Genomic DNA, 20,771 nt, shown 5'->3' with positions numbered 1-20,771 from the left:
ATCCCCTATGAAATCAGTTCATCAATTTCCTCCGTTGTTAGACGTTTGAGCGCCTCCAGCGATTTAGCCAGTTCGGCCTCAAACGGATCGATTTGTTTGGCTTTCTGCTCCAGGTGCAGGGCCAGGTCCAATAAACGTGGACGTTCGAACAGGTCCCTGAGCGCCATGTCAATGCCCGCCAGTTCACGCAGCCGAACCATGAGCTGAGTAGCCAGCAAGGAGTGGCCGCCCAATTCGAAGAAATGGTCATGCAACCCAACCTGGTCGATGTTCAAGAGATCTGCCCAGATATTCGCAAGCTGCTTCTCCAGCTCGGTTCCAGGTGCCACATAGATCTGCTGGGCATGGCTGGCATCCGGCGCCGGGAGCGCCTTGCGGTCCAGCTTGCCGTTAGCCGTCACCGGCAGCCCGTCCAGGCACAGCAGATGCGTGGGCACCATGTAGTCCGGCAAACTTTCTTTCAAATGCTGGCGCAACTCATCACGCAACGGCGCGCTATCTTCAGCCACCAGGTACGCCGCCAGTTGCTTGCCGGCAGGCCCATCGATGTCAACCACCACCGCCTCACGTACCGCTTTGTGTTCCAGCAGCCGCGCTTCGATCTCGCCCAGCTCGATGCGCAGGCCACGGATTTTCACTTGATGGTCCAGACGACCCAGGTAGTCGATCATCCCATCGGCACGGTAGCGCGCCAGGTCGCCGGTGCGGTACAGACGACCGCCTCCTCGGGCGCCGGTGTCGAACGGGTCCGGCACGAAGCGTTCGGCGGTCAGCGCCGGCCGCTGGTGGTAACCGCGCGCCAGGCCCACGCCGCCCACGTACAGTTCGCCGCCAGTGCGCGGCGCCACAGCGTGGAGGTCGGCACCCAGAATGTAGGTTTTCAGGTTGTCGATTGGTTGGCCGATCGGCACGCTGCTTTGCAGGCCCTGCGGGCAGGTCCAGTGAGTCACGTCGATGGCGGCCTCCGTCGGGCCGTACAGGTTGTACAGCCCTGCACCCGGCAACCGCGCCAAGGTCTGTTGCGCCAGGTCGGCAGGCAATGCCTCGCCACTGCACACCACCCGGGTGAGGCTGGTGCAGGTGTGCACCTGTTCGCTGGTCATGAACGCTTGCAGCATCGATGGCACGAAGTGCAGCGTGGTGACCGAGTGCTGGCGGATCACCTGAACCAGGCGTTCCGGGTCACGGTGGTCGCCCGGTTGGGCCACCGCCAGGCGCGCACCGCTGAGCAACGGCCAGAAGAACTCCCATACCGAGACGTCGAAGCTGAACGGGGTTTTCTGCAATACCGTGTCGCGACCGTCCAGACCATAGACTTTCTGCATCCAACACAAGCGGTTGACCAGGGCACGATGGCTGTTACCGGCGCCCTTGGGTTTGCCGGTGGAGCCCGAGGTGTAGATCACGTAGGCCAGGTTGGCTGGCTGGGTGTGATGGACCGGATTGGCGTCGCTGTAATCAGCACCAGGGGCCAGGATCAGGTGCTTGACCCCAGTCGGGATCGGCAACTGGGCCAGCAGGTGTTCCTGGGTCACCAGCAGTGAGATGCCGCTATCGGCCATCATGTAGGCCAAGCGGTCAGTGGGGTACTCGGGGTCCAGCGGTACGTAGGCACCGCCGGCCTTGATGATGCCCAGCAGGCCGACGACCATCTCCAGGCTGCGATCGGCGGCGATGCCCACCAGCACGTCGGGGCCAACGCCCAATTCGCGCAACTGGTGCGCCAGCTGGTTGGCGCGCTGGTTGAGCTGTCGGTAGGTCAGGGCATGGTCGCCGAACAGCAAGGCCGTGGCCTCAGGGGTACGGGCTACCTGGGCTTCGATCAGGGCCTGCACGCACTGGTCGGTGGGGAACTCAGCCTGGGTGTCGTTCCAGTCAACGATGACCTGTTGCTGTTCATCAGGGCGCAGCAACGGCAACTCGCCCAGACGCTGCTCAGGCTGTCGGACCATGCCCGACAGCAGACTGGCGAAATGGCCTGCCAACTGCTCGACACTGGCGTCGCTGAAATGCGCACGGTCATAGCTGTAGTGGACTGACAGCGTCTCGCCATGCCCCACCACTACAGTCAAGGGGTAGTTGGTTTGCTCATGATTGCGCACATCGGTGAACGCCAGACCGGCCGGCGCGCCCTGTTGCAGCGCTTCGCTGACCGGGTAGTTCTCGAACACCAGCAAGGTGTCGAACAAGCCTTCGCCCCCGCCCCCAGCCCAGCGCTGGATGTCGTACAGCGGCGTATGCTCGTGCTCGCGCAGTGCAAGGTTCTGTGCCTGGACCTGCTCGATCCATTCACTGATACGCTGTTCGCCACGCGGCTCGGCGATGACCGGCAGGGTGTTGATGAACAGCCCCAGCTGCTGCTCGACCCCCTTGAGGTCGGCGGGACGCCCAGACACCGTTGCGCCCGCCGCCACACAAGCATGTCCGGTGTAGCGCTGAAGCAGCAATAGCCACGCAGCCTGTACCAGGGTATTGACCGTGACCCGGTGCTGACGGGCAAACGATGTCAGTGCCTGCGCCTGCTGTTGGTCCAGTACTTGGTGGTGGTCGCCATGCCCAGCACCCCGGGAGGCGCCTGTCCGTTGCATGGCCTGCGCCAGGCGTGTCGGTTCATCGAGCGACTGCAGTCGCCCCTTCCAGAACATTTCACTGTGCAGCGGGTCCTGCCGGTGCAGCCACTCGATATAGTCACGATAGTTGCCCGTGGTCACGGTATCGGCTACACCTGCATAAGTCTGCAATACCCCACCCAGCAGGCGCGAGTTGCTCCAGCCGTCCATGAGAATGTGGTGGCTGGTGTAGACCACATGGTGGGTATCGGTTGCAGTGCGGATGACGGTGATCCGGATCAGCGGATCGCGCTCCAGGTTGAAACCCTGGGCACGCTCCGCCTCGACCCAGGTATCGAGCGCCTGCTCGATGTTCGGCGTACCCTGCCATTCCAGACGCGTGAACGGCAGCTTTACCTGCTTGCGGATCACCTGCAACGGCTGCTCGAAGCCATTGACGAAGTTGGCGCGCAGCACCTCATGGCGGTCCACGGCGGCTTGCCACGCGGCCTGGAAGCGATCCACGTCCAGGCCCTTGACGTCCACCCGCATCTGGTTGATGTAGTGCCCGCTACCCTGCTCGTACAGGGCGTGGAACAGCATGCCCTGCTGCATGGGCGACAGCGGGTACAGGTCTTCGATCTGCGATGCCGGGATGGCCAGGCTGTCCAGCTGCGCCTGACTCAGCTGGGCCAGCGGCACGTCCGATGGGGTCAGGCCGGCATGCCCGGGCTCGATGCAATGGGCTACCAGCGCCTGGAGTTCCTCGGCGTAGTCGGCGGCAAGCGCTTCGATGGTCGCGTCGTTGAACATCGCGCGGCTGAAGGTCCAGTTCAGGCTCAGTTCGCCGCCATAGACCTTGCCGTTGATCGCCAGCCAGTTGGCCAGCGGCGCTGTTTCGCTCTGGCTGGCGCCGGCCAGTTCCATGGCCGGGGTCAAGAACGCGCTGTCGCCTTCGGCGAAGCTGCCGTCGAATTGGCCCAGGTAGTTGAAGGTGATGCGTGGCACCGGCAGTTGTGCCAGGCCCGGTTCGTCACCCAGGTAACGCAGGGCACCGAAGCCGATGCCCTTGTCAGGGACGGCGCGCAGCTGTTCCTTGATCTGCTTGATCGAGGTGTCCAGCGATGAGGCGGCGCTGAGCTTGACCGGGAACAGGCTGGTGAACCAGCCCACGGTGCGGGTCAGGTCGACGGTGTCGAACAGCTCTTCGCGGCCGTGGCCTTCCAGTTGCACCAGTACGTCATCGCGCTGGGTCCAGCGGGCGATGACCCGGGCCAGCGCCGTCAGCAACAGGTCGTTGACCTGGGTGCGGTACGCGGCCGGGGCTTGTTGCAGCAGTTGGCGCGTCAGGGTGGCGTCCAGTCGGGTCTGGGCGTTGCCCGCATGAATGCCCTGCAGCGAACCTTCTGGGTTGTCGCACGGCAGGTCGGCGCTGGCGCCTTCCAGCTGGGCGTGCCAGTAGGCCCGTTGCGCTTGTAGCGTTTCGCTGCGGGCATAGGTTTGCAGGTGCTCGGCCCAGGCCTGGGTCGAGCTGGTCTTGGCCGGCAGCTGAAGGGCCTGGCCAGCGTCCAGCCGCTGGTAGGCCGCTTGCAGGTCTTCCAGCAGGATACGCCAGGACACCCCATCCACCACCAGGTGATGGAGGGCCAGCAGCAGGCGCTGGCTACCGTCGGCCAAGGTGGCCAGCACGGCCCGCAGCAGCGGACCGTCCTGCAGGTTCAGGCTGGCCTGGGCCTCGTTGCACAGGGCCTCCAGCGCGTGCGCGTCCTTGACCTCGCGTTGCCACAGCACCGGCTGCTGGTCCACGGCCCGATAATGGGCCGTCCAGGTGCCCGCGCTTTCGACGAAGCTCAAGCGCAGGGCGTCGTGGTGCACGATCAACGCCTGCAGCGCCTGCGCCAGGGTATCCCCGTTCAACGCCTGCCCCGGCTTGAGCAGCAAGGCCTGGTTCCAGTGGTGGCGTTGGGGAATGTCCGATGCGAAAAAGTGCTGATGAATCGGCAGCAGCAAGGCCTCGCCCGTCACCGGCCCCTGATCGATCTTCAGGCTGTCGGTGTCACCTTGCTTGGCGACCGAGGCCAGGCCCTGCACCGTCTGGTGCTGGAACAGCTCCTTGGGGGTGAAGCGGATGCCGACCTGACGCGCCCGGCTGACCACCTGGATCGAAATGATCGAGTCGCCGCCCAGTTCGAAGAAGTTGTCGGTGAGGCCGACTTTCTCGACCTTGAGCACATCGGCCCAGATGGCCGCGATCTGCTGTTCCAGCTCGCTTTGCGGCGCCACGTATACCTGCTGCAACTGGCTGGTATCAGGTTTGGGCAGCGCCTTGCGGTCCAGCTTGCCGTTGGGCGTCAGCGGCAGCGCGTCCAGGGACACCAGATGCGCCGGCACCATGTAGTCCGGCAACGTGGTCTTGAGGTGTTCGCGCAGCCCCTGGACGTCGCCGTCGGCCACCAGGTAGGCCACCAACTGCCGCCCGCCAGGGCCCTCGATGTCGACCACTACCGCCTCGCGCACCGATGGATGAGCCAGCAGCGTGAGCTCGATTTCCCCCAGTTCGATGCGGAAGCCGCGAATCTTCACCTGGTGGTCGATGCGCCCGACGTACTCGATCACCCCGTCCGCGCGGTAGCGCGTCAGGTCACCGGTGCGGTACAGGCGGCCACCGCCCTGGGCGCTGGTGTCGAACGGGTTGGGCAGGAATTTCTCGGCAGTCAAGGCCGCACGGCCCAGGTAGCCTCGCGCCAGACCGGCACCGGCCAGGCAGAACTCCCCTGCCCCACCCACCGGCAACGGGTTGCCAGTGCCGTCCAGTACGTAGCCGGCGCTGTTGGCGATCGGTCGACCGATATTGGCCTGGCCACCGGCCTCGCGGCGGGTGCAGGTGGAATAGGTGGTGTCCTCCGAAGGGCCGTACAGGTCATGGACGTGCTGTACATGGCCCAGGCCGTAGAGGTTGTCCACCAGCGCTTGCTTGAGCGGTTCGCCCGCCAGGTTGATGATGCGTACGCTGGCCGGGATCTGCCCGGCATCATGCAGGGCCTTGATGGCCGACGGCACGGTGTTGATCAGGTGCACGCGGTCCTTGGCTGCCAGCAGTGGCAGCGCCAGGGCGTTTTGCGCGATGACCGCGTAGCCGCCGGCCGACAGGGTCACGAACAGCTCCCACACCGACAGGTCGAAGCAGATCGAGGTACACGCCAGCACGCCCTTCAGGTCGTCCTGGCTGTATACCGTGTGTGCCCAGCCGATCAGCGCAGCGATGTTGCGGTGCTCGATCAGCACGCCCTTGGGCAGCCCGGTGGAGCCGGAGGTGTAGATGCTCACCGCCAGGTTCTGCGGGGCGCTTAGGGGGGTGAGGTTGTCGCTGGCAGAGTCCTGCAGCTCCAGGGTATCGAGCAGCACGAGGTGGGCCGGGGTGTCTTGAGGCAGGTGCTCTAGCAACGACGCGTGTGACAGCAGTACCCGTGCCTGGCTGTCTTGCAGCATGTAGGCCAGGCGTTCTTGCGGATACGCCGGGTCCAGCGGCACGTAGGCGCCACCGGCCTTGAGAATGGCCAGCAGGCTCACCACCAGGTCCAGGCCACGCGCCAGGGCCACGCCGACCAATACATCGGGACCGATGCCCAGTTTGCGCAGGTGACGGGCCAGTTGGTTGGCACGGCCATTGAGCTGCTGGTAGGTCAGTTCTTGCTCGCCATGCACCAGCGCCACGGCATCCGGGGTGCGGGCAGCCTGGGCTTCGACCAGTTGATGCACGCACTGCTCGGCCGGGTAAGGCTGCGCGGTACGGTTCCAGTCGACGAGGATCTGCTGCTGTTCATCGCCCTTCAGCAACTGCATTTCACCCAGCGCCTGCTGCGCATCCTCGACCAGCCCCAACAACAACTGACCGAAGTGCCCGGCAACTTGCTCCACGGCCTGGCTGTCGAAAAACCGCCGGTCATAGCTGTAGTGAACTGACAACTGTGTACCCAGGCCAATGGCCAGGGTCAGGGGGTAATTGGTCTGTTCGCGATTCTGCGTGCCAGAGAACACCAGGCCCGCGGGCGCACCTTGCTGCAACGCCTCGCTGACGGGGTAGTTCTCGAACACCAGCAGCGTGTCGAACAAGCTCTCACCACCGCCATTGGCCCAGCGTTGAATGTCATACAGTGGGCTGTGTTCGTACTCGCGCAAGGCCAGGTTCTGGGCTTGAACCTGCTCGATCCACTCGCTGACCCGCTGCTCGGCGCGGGGACTGGCAATGACCGGCAAGGTATTGATGAACAACCCCAGTTGCTGTTCCACGCCTTTGAGGTCCGCGGGTCGCCCGGACACGGTGGCGCCAAAGGTCACGCACGCTTGCCCGGTGTAGCGCTGCAGCAAGAGCAGCCAGGTGGCCTGCACCAGGGTGTTGACGGTGACATGGTGCTGCCGCGCAAAGGCGGTCAGCGCCAGTGTTTGTTGCTGATCGAGTACCTGGCGGTAATCGCCATAGCCGGCATCTGGAGTATTGACAGGTTGACGTATCGACAGCGCGAGGCGCGTTGGTGCTTCCAGCGGCTGCAGCTGCTGCTGCCAGAATGCCTGGCTCTGGGCGGGGTCCTGGCGTTGCAGCCAGTCGATGTAATCGCTGTAGCGTCCTGGTTGGGGGGTACCCGACAGCCCGGCATACTCCTGCAGCACCTCGGCCAGCAACTGGGCATTGCTCCAGCCATCCATCAGGATGTGGTGGCTGGTGTAGATCAGGTGGTATCCGTCTTCAGCAGTGCGAATCACCGCCAGGCGCAGCAACGTATCCTGCTGCAAGTCAAAGCCCGTGTGCAAGTCGGCCTCGGCCCAAGTGTCCAGCGCCTGCTCGATGTTCGGCGTGCCCTGCCATTCCAGGCGCGTGAACGGCAGCTTTACCTGCTTGCGGATCACCTGCAATGGCTGCTCGAAGCCGTTGACGAAGTTGGCGCGCAGCACCTCATGGCGGTCCACGGCGGCTTGCCACGCGGCCTGGAAGCGATCCACGTCCAGGCCCTTGACGTCCACCCGCATCTGGTTGATGTAGTGCCCGCTACCCTGCTCGTACAGGGCGTGGAACAGCATGCCCTGCTGCATGGGCGACAGCGGGTACAGGTCTTCGATCTGCGATGCCGGGATGGCCAGGCTGTCCAGCTGCGCCTGACTCAGCTGGGCCAGCGGCACGTCCGATGGGGTCAGGCCGGCATGCCCGGGCTCGATGCAATGGGCTACCAGCGCCTGGAGTTCCTCGGCGTAGTCGGCGGCAAGCGCTTCGATGGTCGCGTCGTTGAACATCGCGCGGCTGAAGGTCCAGTTCAGGCTCAGTTCGCCACCATAGACTTTGCCGTTGATCGCCAGCCAGTTGGCCAGCGGCGCTGTTTCGCTCTGGCTGGCGCCGGCCAGTTCCATGGCCGGGGTCAAGAACGCGCTGTCGCCTTCGGCGAAGCTGCCGTCGAATTGGCCCAGGTAGTTGAAGGTGATGCGTGGCACCGGCAGTTGTGCCAGGCCCGGCGCGTCACCCAGGTAACGCAGGGCACCGAAGCCGATGCCTTTGTCAGGGACGGCGCGCAGCTGTTCCTTGATCTGCTTGATCGAGGTGTCCAGCGATGAGGCGGCGCTGAGCTTGACCGGGAACAGGCTGGTGAACCAGCCCACGGTGCGGGTCAGGTCGACGGTGTCGAACAGCTCTTCGCGGCCATGGCCTTCCAGTTGCACCAGTACGTCATCGCGCTGGGTCCAGCGGGCGATGACCCGGGCCAGCGCCGTCAGCAACAGGTCGTTGACCTGGGTGCGGTACGCGGCCGGGGCTTGTTGCAGCAGTTGGCGCGTCAGGGTGGCGTCCAGTCGGGTCTGGGCGTTGCCCGCATGAATGCCCTGCAGCGAACCTTCTGGGTTGTCGCACGGCAGGTCGGCGCTGACGCCTTCCAGCTGGGCGTGCCAGTAGGCGCGTTGCGCTTGCAGCGTTTCGCTGCGGGCATAGGTTTGCAGGTGTTCGGCCCAGGCCTGAGTCGAGCTGGTCTTGGCCGGCAGCTGAAGGGCCTGGCCAGCGTCCAGCTGCTGGTAAGCCGCTTGCAGGTCTTCCAGCAGGATACGCCAGGACACCCCATCCACCACCAGGTGGTGGAGGGCCAGCAGCAGGCGCTGGCTACCGTCGGCCAAGGTGGCCAGCACGGCCCGCAGCAGCGGACCGTCCTGCAGGTTCAGGCTGGCCTGGGCCTCGTTGCACAGGGCCTCCAGTGCGTGCGCGTCCTTGACCTCGCGTTGCCACAGCACCGGCTGCTGGTCCACGGCCCGATAATGGGCCGTCCAGGTGCCCGCGCTTTCGACGAAGCTCAAGCGCAGGGCGTCGTGGTGCACGATCAACGCCTGCAGCGCCTGCGCCAGGGTATCCCCGTTCAACGCCTGCCCCGGCTTGAGCAGCAAGGCCTGGTTCCAGTGGTGGCGTTGGGGAATGTCCGATGCGAAAAAGTGCTGATGAATCGGCAGCAGCAAGGCCTCGCCCGTCACCGGCCCCTGATCGATCTTCAGGCTGTCGGTGTCGCCTTGCTTGGCGACCGAAGCCAGGCCCTGCACCGTCTGGTGCTGGAACAGTTCCTTGGGGGTGAAGCGGATGCCGACCTGACGCGCCCGGCTGACCACCTGGATCGAAATGATCGAGTCGCCGCCCAGTTCGAAGAAGTTGTCGGTGAGGCCGACTTTCTCGACCTTGAGCACATCGGCCCAGATGGCCGCGATCTGCCGTTCCAGCTCACTTTGCGGGGCCACGTATTCATGCTGCTGGGCGCTGACATCCGGCGCCGGCAGCGCCTTGCGGTCCAGCTTGCCGTTGGGCGTGAGCGGCATTTTCTGCAGAAATAGCAAGTAGGTCGGCACCATGTAGTCTGGCAGGGCCACGCCAAGGTGTTCGCGCAGTTGGCCACGCAGTATGCTTTGCTGTTCCGGGGTGCTTGACTGCTGTTCGTCGGCGACCAGATAAGCAGCCAATTGCTTGCCGCTGGCCCCGGGGATATCGATGACGACTGTCTCCCGGATGGCCGGGTGCTCCTGCAGGCGCGCTTCGATCTCTCCCAATTCGATGCGAAAGCCGCGAACCTTCACCTGATAGTCAATACGCCCCAGGTAATCCACCACGCCATCCGGCCGCGCCCGAGTCAGATCACCGCTGCGGTAGACCCGCTCGCCGGCCTGGCCGAATGGGTCGGGTACGAAGCGCTCCGCTGTCAGCCCCGGCCGGTCCAGGTAACCCCGCGCGACGCCGTCACCGCCCAGGTACAGCTCACCGGCTTGGCCCACGGGTACCAGGTTCAGACTGGCATTGAGTACATAGCCGCGGCGTCGGCCCAGCAGGGTACCGATGGGTGCGTAGGCCGCGCCGCACGGCTCACCTGCGGGCGCTTTCCATAGCAGCGGGGTGACCACCGTTTCAGTCGGCCCGTAGCCGTTGAACAGATAGGTCGGACGCAGGGCTCGCCAGGCCAGCTCGTAGCTGGCCTGGGGTACCGCATCGCCGCCGAAGCAGTAGATGCGTACCGCGGGAGGGTTGCCGACGCGCTCGGCGTGCTCGGCCAACTGCTGCAGGTAGACCGGCGGAAATACACCAACCGTCACCCCATGGCGATGCATCTGCTCATAGGTTTGCTCAGGCAACCACAGGCTATCATCGCGCACCAGCACGCTGGCGCCGTTGATCAACGGGTGCATCCAGCCTTCATGGGCACCGTCGAAGGCAAACGACATGAAGTGCAGTTCGCAATCGGCCGCGCCCATTTCGTAGCGTTCTCCCGTCGCCAGAATGTGCGAGACCAGCGGCCCATGAGGTACGGCAACGCCCTTGGGCATGCCGGTGGAGCCCGAGGTGTAGATGACATAGGCCAGATTGCCGGTGGCCAGTGGCACGTGGGGTGCAGTATCGGGATAGCGGTCCCATTCGTTGTGGGCCCCGATCGCCACGGTTGGCAGGCCTTCGGGCAGCGGCAGGCTGCTCAGCAAATCCTCTTGGGTGAGCACCAATGCCGGCGAGCAGTCCTTCATCATGTAGCGCAGGCGTTCCGGTGGGTAGGCAATGTCCAGCGGCACATAGACGCCACCCGCTTTCAACACAGCCAGGAAGGCCACCATGATTTCGGCGGAACGGCGCATGGCAATCACCACTCGCACTTCCGGCCCTACACCCATCTGCACCAGGCGTTGGGCCAGGCGGTTGGCTTGGCTGTCCAACTGGCCGTAGGTCAGTTGCTGCTCACCGAACACCACGGCGCGAGCCTCAGGGGTTCTGGCCGCCTGATCGGCGAACAATTGGTGGACGAAACGTACATCCGGGTAATCGCCGTGGGTCTGGTCCCATTGGGTCAGGAGGAACTGACGCTCGGCCTGATCCAACAACGGCAGCTCGGCGACTCGCTGCCCTGGCTGCTCGATGATGCCCTGCAGCAGGTTACGCCAGTGCCGTGCCATTTGGGCAATGGTCGACTCATCGAACAAGGCCGTTGCGTAGCTGATCGAAGCGCCAATGCCTTGCGCTTGCTCGAACGTGTCCAGGGTCAGGTCGAAATGGGCAGTACGCCGTTCCCATGCCAGGTTCTCCACCGTCAGTCCGGGCAAGGTATGGCGCTCCCCCTTGATGTGGGTCTGATGGTTATACATCACCTGAAATAAGGGGCTATGGCTGAGGCTACGCTCAGGGTGCAGGGCCTCGACCAGCTGTTCGAAAGGCAGGTCCTGGTGAGCCTGGGCTGCCAGCGTGGTGGCCTGCACTTGCTGCAACAAGTCGCTAAAGGTAGTGGTCAGGTCGAACTCGGCCTTGAGAACCAGGGTATTGACGAAGAAGCCCACCAGCCCTTGGGTTTCCACCCGGTTGCGATTGGCGATAGGCACACCGACGCGAATGTCGTCCTGGCCGCAGTAACGGTGCAACAACGATTGGAAACTGGCCAGCAGTAGCATGAACAGCGTCACGCCCTGTGCCTTGGCCACCTGCTTCAATGCCCGGGCAAGGTCATCGTCCAGCTGGATCTCCAAGCTGGCCCCCTCATGCCCCTGCATGGCTGGGCGGGGGCGGTCGGTGGGCAGTTCCAGCACCGGCTGCTGGTACCCCAGCTGGGTTTTCCAGTAGGCCAGCTGGCGGTCCTGCTCTCCCGCCTCCATCAGCTGGCGCTGCCAGATGGCATAGTCGGCATACTGGATCGGCAAGTGTGGCAACTGCGCCGGAGTGCCGCGGCGCAGCCCTTCATACAGTTGCACCAGCTCCCCGACCATGATGGGCAGCGACCAGCCGTCAGACACGATGTGGTGCATGACCACCGTCAGCACATGATCCTGCTCAGCCACTTGCAGCAACGCAGCCCGCAGCAGCGGGCCGTTTTCCAGGTCGAATGCTCGCTGGGTCTGTGCCTGCACGAAATCAGCCAGGCGGGTATCCATCGGGGCGTCGCCCTTCGCCAACTGGCCGCGCTCAAGCTCAAAGCGACCTTCGGGATGTAGCACTTGAGCGGCTTGCTCGCCGTCCTGAACAAAGTAGGTGCGCAGCGCTTCGTGGCGTTCGATCAATGCCCGGAAACTGCGCTGCAGAGCATCGCTGTCCAATTGGCCTTTAAAGCGCAGCGCCATGGAGATGTTGTTGGCGGCGCTTGCAGGGTTGAATTGCCACATGAACCATTGCCGCTGCTGCGCGTAGGACAACGGTAGCCGATCAAATTCGTGGCGTGTGGCCGGGATCGGCATGCGGGAAAAGCTCATGCCCCTGCCTTGCATCTTCTGGAAGAACTGTTTGCGCTGTTCCAACGGCAGGTGGATAAAGCGGCGGACAATCTCGTCGTTTTGGGTAACAGTCATTTCAAGCACGCTCCAGTTCTGCCAGCCAGTCGTTCAGTTCGGACACATCAGCAGCCAGGGTGGGGGTCTGATCGGCAATCAGGCTCACGTAGTGCTGCAGGTGTTCAGCGGTGAACAGGCAGGACAGTGAAATATCCAGATTAAGTTCGATGTGCACGCGGCTGGTCACTTGCGTAGCCAGCAATGAATGCCCACCCAACTCGAAGAAGTTGTCGGTGAGGCCGACTTTCTCGACCTTGAGCACATCGGCCCAGATGGCCGCGATCTGCTGTTCCAGCTCGCTTTGCGGGGCCACGTATTCATGCTGCTGGGCGCTGACATCCGGTGCCGGCAGCGCCTTGCGGTCCAGCTTGCCGTTGGGCGTCAGCGGCAGCGCGTCCAGGGACACCAGATGCGCCGGCACCATGTAGTCCGGCAACGTGGTCTTGAGGTGTTCGCGCAGCCCCTGGACGTCGCCGTCGGCCACCAGGTAGGCCACCAACTGCCGCCCGCCAGGGCCCTCGATGTCGACCACTACCGCCTCGCGCACCGATGGGTGAGCCAACAGCGTGAGCTCGATTTCCCCCAGTTCGATGCGGAAGCCGCGAATCTTCACCTGATGGTCGATGCGCCCGACGTACTCGATCACCCCGTCCGCGCGGTAGCGCGTCAGGTCACCGGTGCGGTACAGGCGGCCACCGCCCTGGGCGCTGGTGTCGAACGGGTTGGGCAGGAATTTCTCGGCAGTCAAGGCCGCACGGCCCAGGTAGCCTCGCGCCAGACCGGCACCGGCCAGGCAGAACTCCCCTGCCCCACCCACCGGCAACGGGTTGCCGGTGCCGTCCAGCACGTAGCCGGCGCTGTTGGCGATGGGGCGGCCGATATTGGCCTGGCCACCGGCCTCGCGGCGGGTGCAGGTGGAATAGGTGGTGTCCTCCGAAGGGCCGTACAGGTCATGGACGTGCTGTACATGGCCCAGGCCGTAGAGGTTGTCCACCAGCGCCTGCTTGAGCGGTTCGCCCGCCAGGTTGATGATGCGCACGCTGGCCGGGATCTGCCCGGCGTCATGCAGCGCCTTGATGGCCGACGGCACGGTGTTGATCAGGTGCACGCGGTCCTTGGCTGCCAGCAGTGGCAGCGCCAGGGCGTTTTGCGCGATGACCGCGTAGCCGCCGGCCGACAGGGTCACGAACAGCTCCCACACCGACAGGTCGAAGCAGATCGAGGTGCAGGCCAGTACGCCCTTCAGGTCATCCTGGCTGTACACCGTGTGTGCCCAGCCGATCAGCGCAGCGATGTTGCGGTGCTCGATCAGCACGCCCTTGGGTAGCCCGGTGGAGCCGGAGGTATAGATGCTGACGGCCAGGTTCTGCGGGGCGCTGAGGGGGGTGAGGTTGTCGCTGGCAGAGTCCTGCAGCTCCAGGGTATCGAGCAGCACGAGCTGGGCCGGGGTGTCTTGAGGCAGGTGCTCTAGCAACGACGCGTGTGACAGCAGCACTCGTGCCTGGCTGTCCTGCAGCATGTAGGCCAGGCGTTCTTGCGGATACGCCGGGTCCAGCGGCACGTAGGCGCCACCAGCCTTGAGAATGGCCAGCAGGCTCACCACCAGGTCCAGGCCACGCTCCAGCGCCACGCCGACCAACACGTCGGGGCCGACGCCCAGTTCACGCAGCTGACGGGCCAGTTGGTTGGCACGGCCATTGAGTTGCTGGTAGGTCAGTTCTTGCTCGCCATGCACCAGCGCCACGGCATCCGGGGTGCGGGCCGCCTGGGCTTCGACCAGCTGATGCACGCACTGCTCGGCGGGGTAAGGCTGCGCGGTACGGTTCCAGTCGACCACGATCTGCCGGTGCTCGGTGGTGCTGATCAAGGGGAACTCGGCCACCGGCTGTTCGGCGTGGTCGACGATGGCCTGCAACAGGTTCAACCAATGCTCACTCATGCGCTGCATGCGTGGCGCATCGAACAGGTCAGTGGCGTAATTGATCACGGCCATCACGCCGTCGCTGCGCTCCAGGGTGTTGAGGGTGAGGTCGAACTGCGAGGTGTGCTCGGGCAGGTCCACCTCTTCCACGCTCATCCCCTGCAGGCTGTCGTTCGACACCCGCTCGCCCACGGCGCTGAGGTGGTTGTACATCACCTGGAACAGCGGGTTATGCCCCAACCCACGCTCAGGCTTGAGTGCCTCCACCAGCACATCGAACGGAATGTCCTTGTTGGCCTGCGCCTGCAGGGTGATTTCCTTGACGCTGGCCAGCAGTTGCGTGAACGACTGCAGCGGGTCCACGGCCACGCGGGCAACCAGGGTGTTGACGAAGAAACCGATCAGGCCTTCCAGCGCCAGGCGGTTGCGGTTGGTAACAGGCACACCGATGTTCAAGGTGTCACGGCCGCTGTAGCGCGCCAGCAGCAAGGCGAAAGAAGCCAGAAACACGTGGAACAGCGTGGCATTGCCCTGCACAGCCAAGCGGCGCAGGCTGGCCGTCAGCTCGGCGGGCAGATGCACGTCCACGCGCCCGCCCCGGTAGCTCTGCACCGGTGGACGCAGGCGGTCGGCGGGCAGTTCCAATACAGAGAAATCGTCCTCCAGCGTCGCCTGCCAGTAGGCCAATTGGGCCTGCAGCTCGCCGCTGGCCAGGCGCTCGCGCTGCCAGCTGGCGTAGTCGGCGTACTGCACGGCCAGCGCCGGGCGTTGCAGCGGTTGGCCGCCAGCGGCGGCGTTATAGGCGCTCACCAGCTCACGCACCATCACGCTCATGGACCAGCCGTCGGAGACGATGTGGTGCAGCAATATCGACAGCACATGTTCGTCGGCGGAAAGGCGAAACATGTGCACGCGAATCAGCGGCCCGTTGGCCAGGTCGAACGGGGCGGATACCTGTGCTTCCAGGTGTTGGGCCAGTGCCTGCGCAGGCTGGGCCTCGAGGCGGTGCTCGACGATGGGCAGGGGCTGAGCGGGTAGCACGCGTTGGTGGGGCACGCCGTCGCGCTCCTCGAACACCGTGCGCAGCGACTCATGGCGCGCCACCAGCTCGTCGAAGGCTGCCGCCAGTGCGCCGCGGTCCAGTTCACCCTTGAGACGCACCGCCAATGGCGTGTTGTAGGCGGTGCTGAGCGGGTTGAGTTTCCAGAACATCCATTGCCGGTACTGCGCATGAGACACCGCCAGCGGCTGCCCGCGATCCACGGGCTGGATATCACCGCCGTCGGTGTGTTCAAGACCTGCCATCACCTGGGTAAAGGCCTCCAGGTCACGGGTATCGAACAGGGCTCGCAGAGGGACGTCCAGTTCCAGCTGCTGGCGGATGCGCGACACCACCTGGGTGGCCAGCAACGAGTGGCCACCCAGGGCAAAGAAGTTATCGTCCAGGCCCACTTGACCGGCCTGTAACACATCGGCCCAAATGGCCGCGACCTGCACCTGCAAGGACGTGTGCGGTGCGCGATACTGGGCTACCGTAGCCACGGGCTCGGGCAGCGCCTTGAGGTCGACCTTGCCATTGGCGGTGACCGGCAGGCGCTCGAGCAGATGCAGGTAGTGCGGAACGAGAGGGTCTGGCAGCGTCAGCTTGAGGCTGGCGCGGATGCTGTCGATCAGGGCCTGTCGGGCCGCTTCATCGGCCGGCCAGGCCTGGGGCACGAGGTAGGCAACCAATTGCGCCTCGCTTTCCTTGCCCACCACCCGCACCACCACGTTATCGATGCCGGGCTGCTGGCGCAGACAGAGGTCGATCTCGGCCAGTTCCACACGGTAGCCACGGATTTTCACCTGGCCATCCATGCGCCCGGCGAACTGCAGTTCGCCTTCGGCGGTATGCCGCACCCAGTCACCGCTGCGGTACATGCGCGCACCGGGCGCACCGCTGGGGTCGGGGACGAAACGTTCGGCGGTCAGCGCGGCACGCCCCAGGTAACCCCGGGCCAGGCCCGCACCGGCAATATAGAGCTCGCCCCGCGCGCCGCTGGGTACTGGATGCAGGCAACCGTCCAGCACATAGGCACGGCTGTTCGCCAATGGGCGTCCCAGCAGCGGCTGATGGCTCAGTGCGTGGGTGAGGATGCCCACGGTGGTTTCCGTGGGGCCGTAATGGTTGATCACGGACAGCGCCGGGGCCAGCGCCGCGATACGACTCAACAGCGCCTGGGTGCAGGCTTCGCCACCCAGGATCAGGCAACGGGCCGGCAAGGCACTGGCGCCGGCCGCCAGCATGGCCTGCACATGCGACGGCACGATCTTCAGCGCGTCGATTTCATGCCGGGTCATGTAGGCAGCAAATGCATCGGCATCGAGTACTTGATCCTTGGCCATCAGGTACAGGGTCTTGCCGCTGCACAGGGCACCGAACAGCACCGTATGACCCAGGTCTGCCGCCGGGGTGGTGACCATGGCCATGCGCTGGAGTTGGTCCATGGGCAGCCGCTGGCTGACACCCTGCACATAGTTCACCAGCGCGCCATGACTGACCGCCACGCCCTTGGGAGTGCCGGTGGTTCCCGAGGTGTAGATGACGTAGGCCAGGTTGCCGGCGCTGACTGGCACCTGGCGCAATGGCAGGGCGCGATGCTCGCCGCCCAGGTCCACGCAGGAGACATCCAGGGGCAGGCCCGCCTGGTCGATGCGCCCCAGTACCCGCTTGACCCCGCTGTCTGCCAGCATGAACGCCAGCCGGGCCGGCGGCTGGTCCGGCTCCAGGGGCAGGTAGGCGGCGCCGGCCTTGAGCACCGCCAGCAGGCCCACCAGCATGTTGATCGAGCGATCTGCCACCACCCCTACCCGTTCGTCCACGCGTACGCCGATGTCCAGCAGTGCCTGGGCCAGCGCATCGGAACGTGAGTGCAGCGCCGCATAGGTGATCGAGTCGTCGCCGCTGACGGCCGCGACACGCTCGGGCCAGGCGTTGGCCGCGGTTTCGATCAGGCTATGGATGCACAGGTGTTGGTCCGGCTCGGCAACCGCTGGCCACTGCGCAAGCTGGCCATCGGCCGCCAGTGCCAGTTCACCGATCACACCGCTGGCGTCCGCCGCCAGGCCCTCCAACAGGGCCAGCCAATGCTGGCTCATCGTTGCCACTCGCTGTGGGGCGAACAGGTCTTGCGCGTAGGTAAACACCGCATGCAGGCGGCCGGCGCTCTCATAGGTATCGAGCGCCAGGTCAAACCGCGCACTGTGCTTTTGCAGGGGCACTTTCTCAAGGCTCAGGCCGTTGGCCAGGCGAATCTGCCCGGCGTCGGCAATGGCCGCCTGGTGGTTGAACAGCACCTGGAACAGCGGGCTGTGAGCGTTGCTGCGGTCCAGGCCCAGCGCTTCCACCAGGCGCTCGAACGGCAAGTCCTGATGGGCCTGGGCGCCCAGCGCGGTGTCCTTGACGCGCCGCAGCAGCTCGGCCACGTCAATGAACGGGTCGATGTCGGTGTGCAGCACCTGGGTGTTGATGAAGCAGCCGATCACGCCCTCCACTTCCGCCCGATGACGGTTGGCAACCGGCACGCCCACGCGAATGGCGCGCTGGCCACTGTAGCGTTGCAGCAGCAATTTGAACGAGGCCAGCAGCACCATGAACAAGGTCGCACCCTGGGCCTTGGCCAGGGCGCCCAGGCGCTCGACCAACGCCTGGGGCAAGTGCAATTCATGGCGGGCGCCGCGATGGCTGGGCATAGAAGGTCGCGCATAGTCGAGGGGCAATTCCAGCGGGCTGTGATCGTCACCCAGCTTGGCCTGCCAGTAGGCCAGCTGGCGCGTCTGTTCACCGGCCTCCAGCCAGCTGCGCTGCCACAGGGCGTAGTCGCGGTACTGAATGGGCAGCGGCGGCAGCGCCGGTTCTGCCTGGTGGCAGGCGGCATCGTAGAGGTGCACAAACTCGTTGATCAGCACGTTGAGCGACCAGCCGTCAGCGACGATATGGTGCAAGGTGAGCAGCAGCACATGCTCATCCGCCGCCAGGTGCACGAGTTGCACCCGCCACAAAGGCCCTTGCAGCAAGTCGAAGGGCGCCTGCGACTCGGCCTCGGCCAGCGATGCGACCCGCGCCTCGCGCTCGTCCGGCGCCGACTCGCTGAGGTCGTGCCGGGTGATCACCACTGCCGCCGGCGCTTGTATCTCCTGGCGCAGTGAGTCACCGTCCGCCTGCAGGCGCGTGCGCAGGCTTTCATGGCGCACCACCAATTGGTCGAAGGCACGCTGCAGCGCCTGACGGTTCAGCGGCCCGTTGAGCCGCACCGCCATTGGCAGGTTATACGCCGCACCCTGGGGGGCCAGTTGCCAAAGGAACGCCATGCGCTGCTGGGCGTAGGACAGCCCGTCACGCTCGCGCGCCGCAACGTTGGCAGGGATCGGAAACAAGGAAAAATCGACGCCCTCTTCCTGTAGGCCCGCCAGGAATAAACGACGCTTAGGCGTGGGCAGTTCGATAAAGCGGCGAGCAAGTTTCAACGAATCTTCGGCATTCATTCGATGCGTCCTTAGGTATCGGAAGCGGGACCACGGGCCCAGTCATCACCAGAAGACGAAACAATCGCTAATTGATTTAGGCGGTGGGCAGGCGCCCTTCTGGGTAAATATCACCCCGCCACTTTCGTACACGTTGATACACCCCTACTCGAAAGGCGGCCCCTCGATGCTTACCACCCTGGCCAACAACCTGCGCACCCTGGCGAAACAAGCGGTGCCCGCCAAACGCGCCAGCTATCGGATTTTCGATGTGCAGCTGAAGCAGCGCGTTGTCGTCACGCCCTCCCTGACGCGCCTGGTGTTCACCGGCCCCCAGGTGGCGCACATGCGCACCCTGGCGCCAGACCAGCGAATCAAATTGCTGTTTCCCGGCGCCGACGGCCAGCCTGCGCAGCTACCCCTTGAAGGCAACTGGCACCAGGCCTTGCGGGCCATCGACCCCGCCGTCCGACCGCCGATGCGGACCTACACCCTCCGCGCCCTGCGCAGCGAAATGAGTGAAGTGGACGTGGAGTTTGTGCTGCATGGTGACGACGGTCCGGCTTCACGCTGGGCCGCCCACGCCCACCCAGGCGACCGCTTGCAGATGGTGGCGCCCGGCGATGCCCCGGGCGACCCCGGCGGCTACGAATGGAAACCGCCTCAGGGACTGCGCAACGTGTTGCTGATTGGCGATGAAACAGCGCTTCCGGCCATCGCCGGCATTCTCGAAGCATTGGCCCAGGCGTCTCCCGCGCCGCAGGTGCAGGCCTTCATCGAAGTGCCCCACGCCACTGATCGGTTGGACCTTTGCGCGCCGCCGGGCGCCCAACTGACCTGGCTACCCCGCGACGCCTTGGGATTGAGCTATGGCGAAGGCCTGCAACGAGCCGCGAAACAACTGGCCACGCTGCCGGCCAGCGCGGGCCCGGGCGGGGGTGAGCAGACACTTGAGGACGTGGACATCGACACCCAGATTCTCTGGGACCTGGCCAAACCTGCGGGCAATCAGTTCTATGCCTGGGTCGCTGGCGAATCGGCCGCGGTGATGGCAATTCGTCGCCACTGGGTGGGCGAGTTGGGGCTGGACAAGCGGGCGTTGACCTTCATGGGGTATTGGCGGTTGGGCCGGGCGCTGGACTAGGCCCTTATGGCAATCCACCGGCCAGGCAGCGGACCTGGCCGCGTCATGCACGCCGCGCAGCATCAGGCACACCGCATGCACCGCCGACGCGGCCGGGTCCGCTGCTGCGCTCAGGCGCTGAGCGGCGCACGGTCGTGACGGACGCTTTCGTCGAGGTTGGCCTTGAGCAGGCGCAGTACCTTGGCTTCGTGCTCGTGAATGAAGAAGTGACCACCCGGCAGCATGTCCAGGGTAAAACTGCCTTGGCCTTCCTGCTGCCAGGCGACCAGTTGCTCCTGGCTGGCCCGGTCGTCCGCGCCGCCCAGCACATGCAACGCGCACGTCAGGGGCGGGCGCGCCCGATACTGATAGCGGCCACACATGAGGAAGTCGGCCCGCAGGATAGGCAAGGTCAACTCCATGAGTTCCTGATTGGCCAAGACCTCAGGCGGCGTGCCCTGCAAATCGCGCAATTGCGCTTTGAGCTCATCGTCGCTCTTGGGGTCGGCGAAACCGCGTTCGTAATCTTCCCGCCGCGTCGGCGCCGCCGTGCCCGAGGCAATCAATGCCAACGGTTGCGGTGCGCCACCTTCACGCAGGGCATGGACCATTTCGAAGGCCAGCAACGCCCCCAGGCTGTGCCCGAACACTGCGTAGGGCCCAGTGATCCTGGGTAGCACTTCCCTGGCCAGTTGCCGGGCCAGGGCGTGCATATCCGTCTGCAAGGCCTCGCCCAGCCGCGCGCCACGCCCAGGCAACTCCACCGGCACCACGCTCAGCCAGGCCGGCACCGCGCGCCGCCAGCGGCTGTAGACCATGGCGCTGGCGCCCGAGTACGGCAGGCAGAACAGTTGCACATTCGCCATGGTCA

At 64.8% G+C, this 20,771-nt stretch carries 4 protein-coding genes; 1 reads left to right on the top strand and 3 read right to left on the bottom strand.

What is annotated here, in order from left to right:
- Positions 1–5: 5 nt before the first annotated feature.
- Positions 6–12,371: a non-ribosomal peptide synthase/polyketide synthase gene (locus HWQ56_RS11585; protein ID WP_180229345.1), complete on the bottom strand. Its 12,366-nt coding sequence runs from the start codon at positions 12,369–12,371 to the stop codon at positions 6–8.
- A gap of 1 nt (position 12,372) precedes the next feature.
- Complete coding sequence (locus HWQ56_RS11580) at positions 12,373–18,798, bottom strand: non-ribosomal peptide synthetase (protein ID WP_176570566.1); 6,426 nt, start codon at positions 18,796–18,798, stop codon at positions 12,373–12,375.
- 166 nt (positions 18,799–18,964) lie between these two features.
- On the opposite strand from HWQ56_RS11580, the gene HWQ56_RS11575 reads away from it, so the two are divergent.
- Positions 18,965–19,921 (top strand): siderophore-interacting protein, encoded by a 957-nt coding sequence (locus tag HWQ56_RS11575; protein WP_158158256.1) that lies wholly within the window; start codon positions 18,965–18,967, stop codon positions 19,919–19,921.
- Positions 19,922–20,031: 110 nt separating this feature from the next.
- On the opposite strand, the gene HWQ56_RS11570 is transcribed toward HWQ56_RS11575, so the two are convergent.
- Positions 20,032–20,766, bottom strand: coding sequence for a thioesterase II family protein (locus HWQ56_RS11570; protein ID WP_176570565.1), 735 nt, complete (start codon positions 20,764–20,766; stop codon positions 20,032–20,034).
- Positions 20,767–20,771: the final 5 nt, after the last annotated feature.

The sequence above is a fragment of the Pseudomonas eucalypticola genome, from assembly GCF_013374995.1.
In the GTDB taxonomy this organism is placed as follows: Bacteria; Pseudomonadota; Gammaproteobacteria; order Pseudomonadales; family Pseudomonadaceae; genus Aquipseudomonas; species Aquipseudomonas eucalypticola.
The sequence above is the reverse complement of the archived record's forward strand: the minus strand, read 5'-3'. Positions and strand labels throughout refer to the sequence as shown.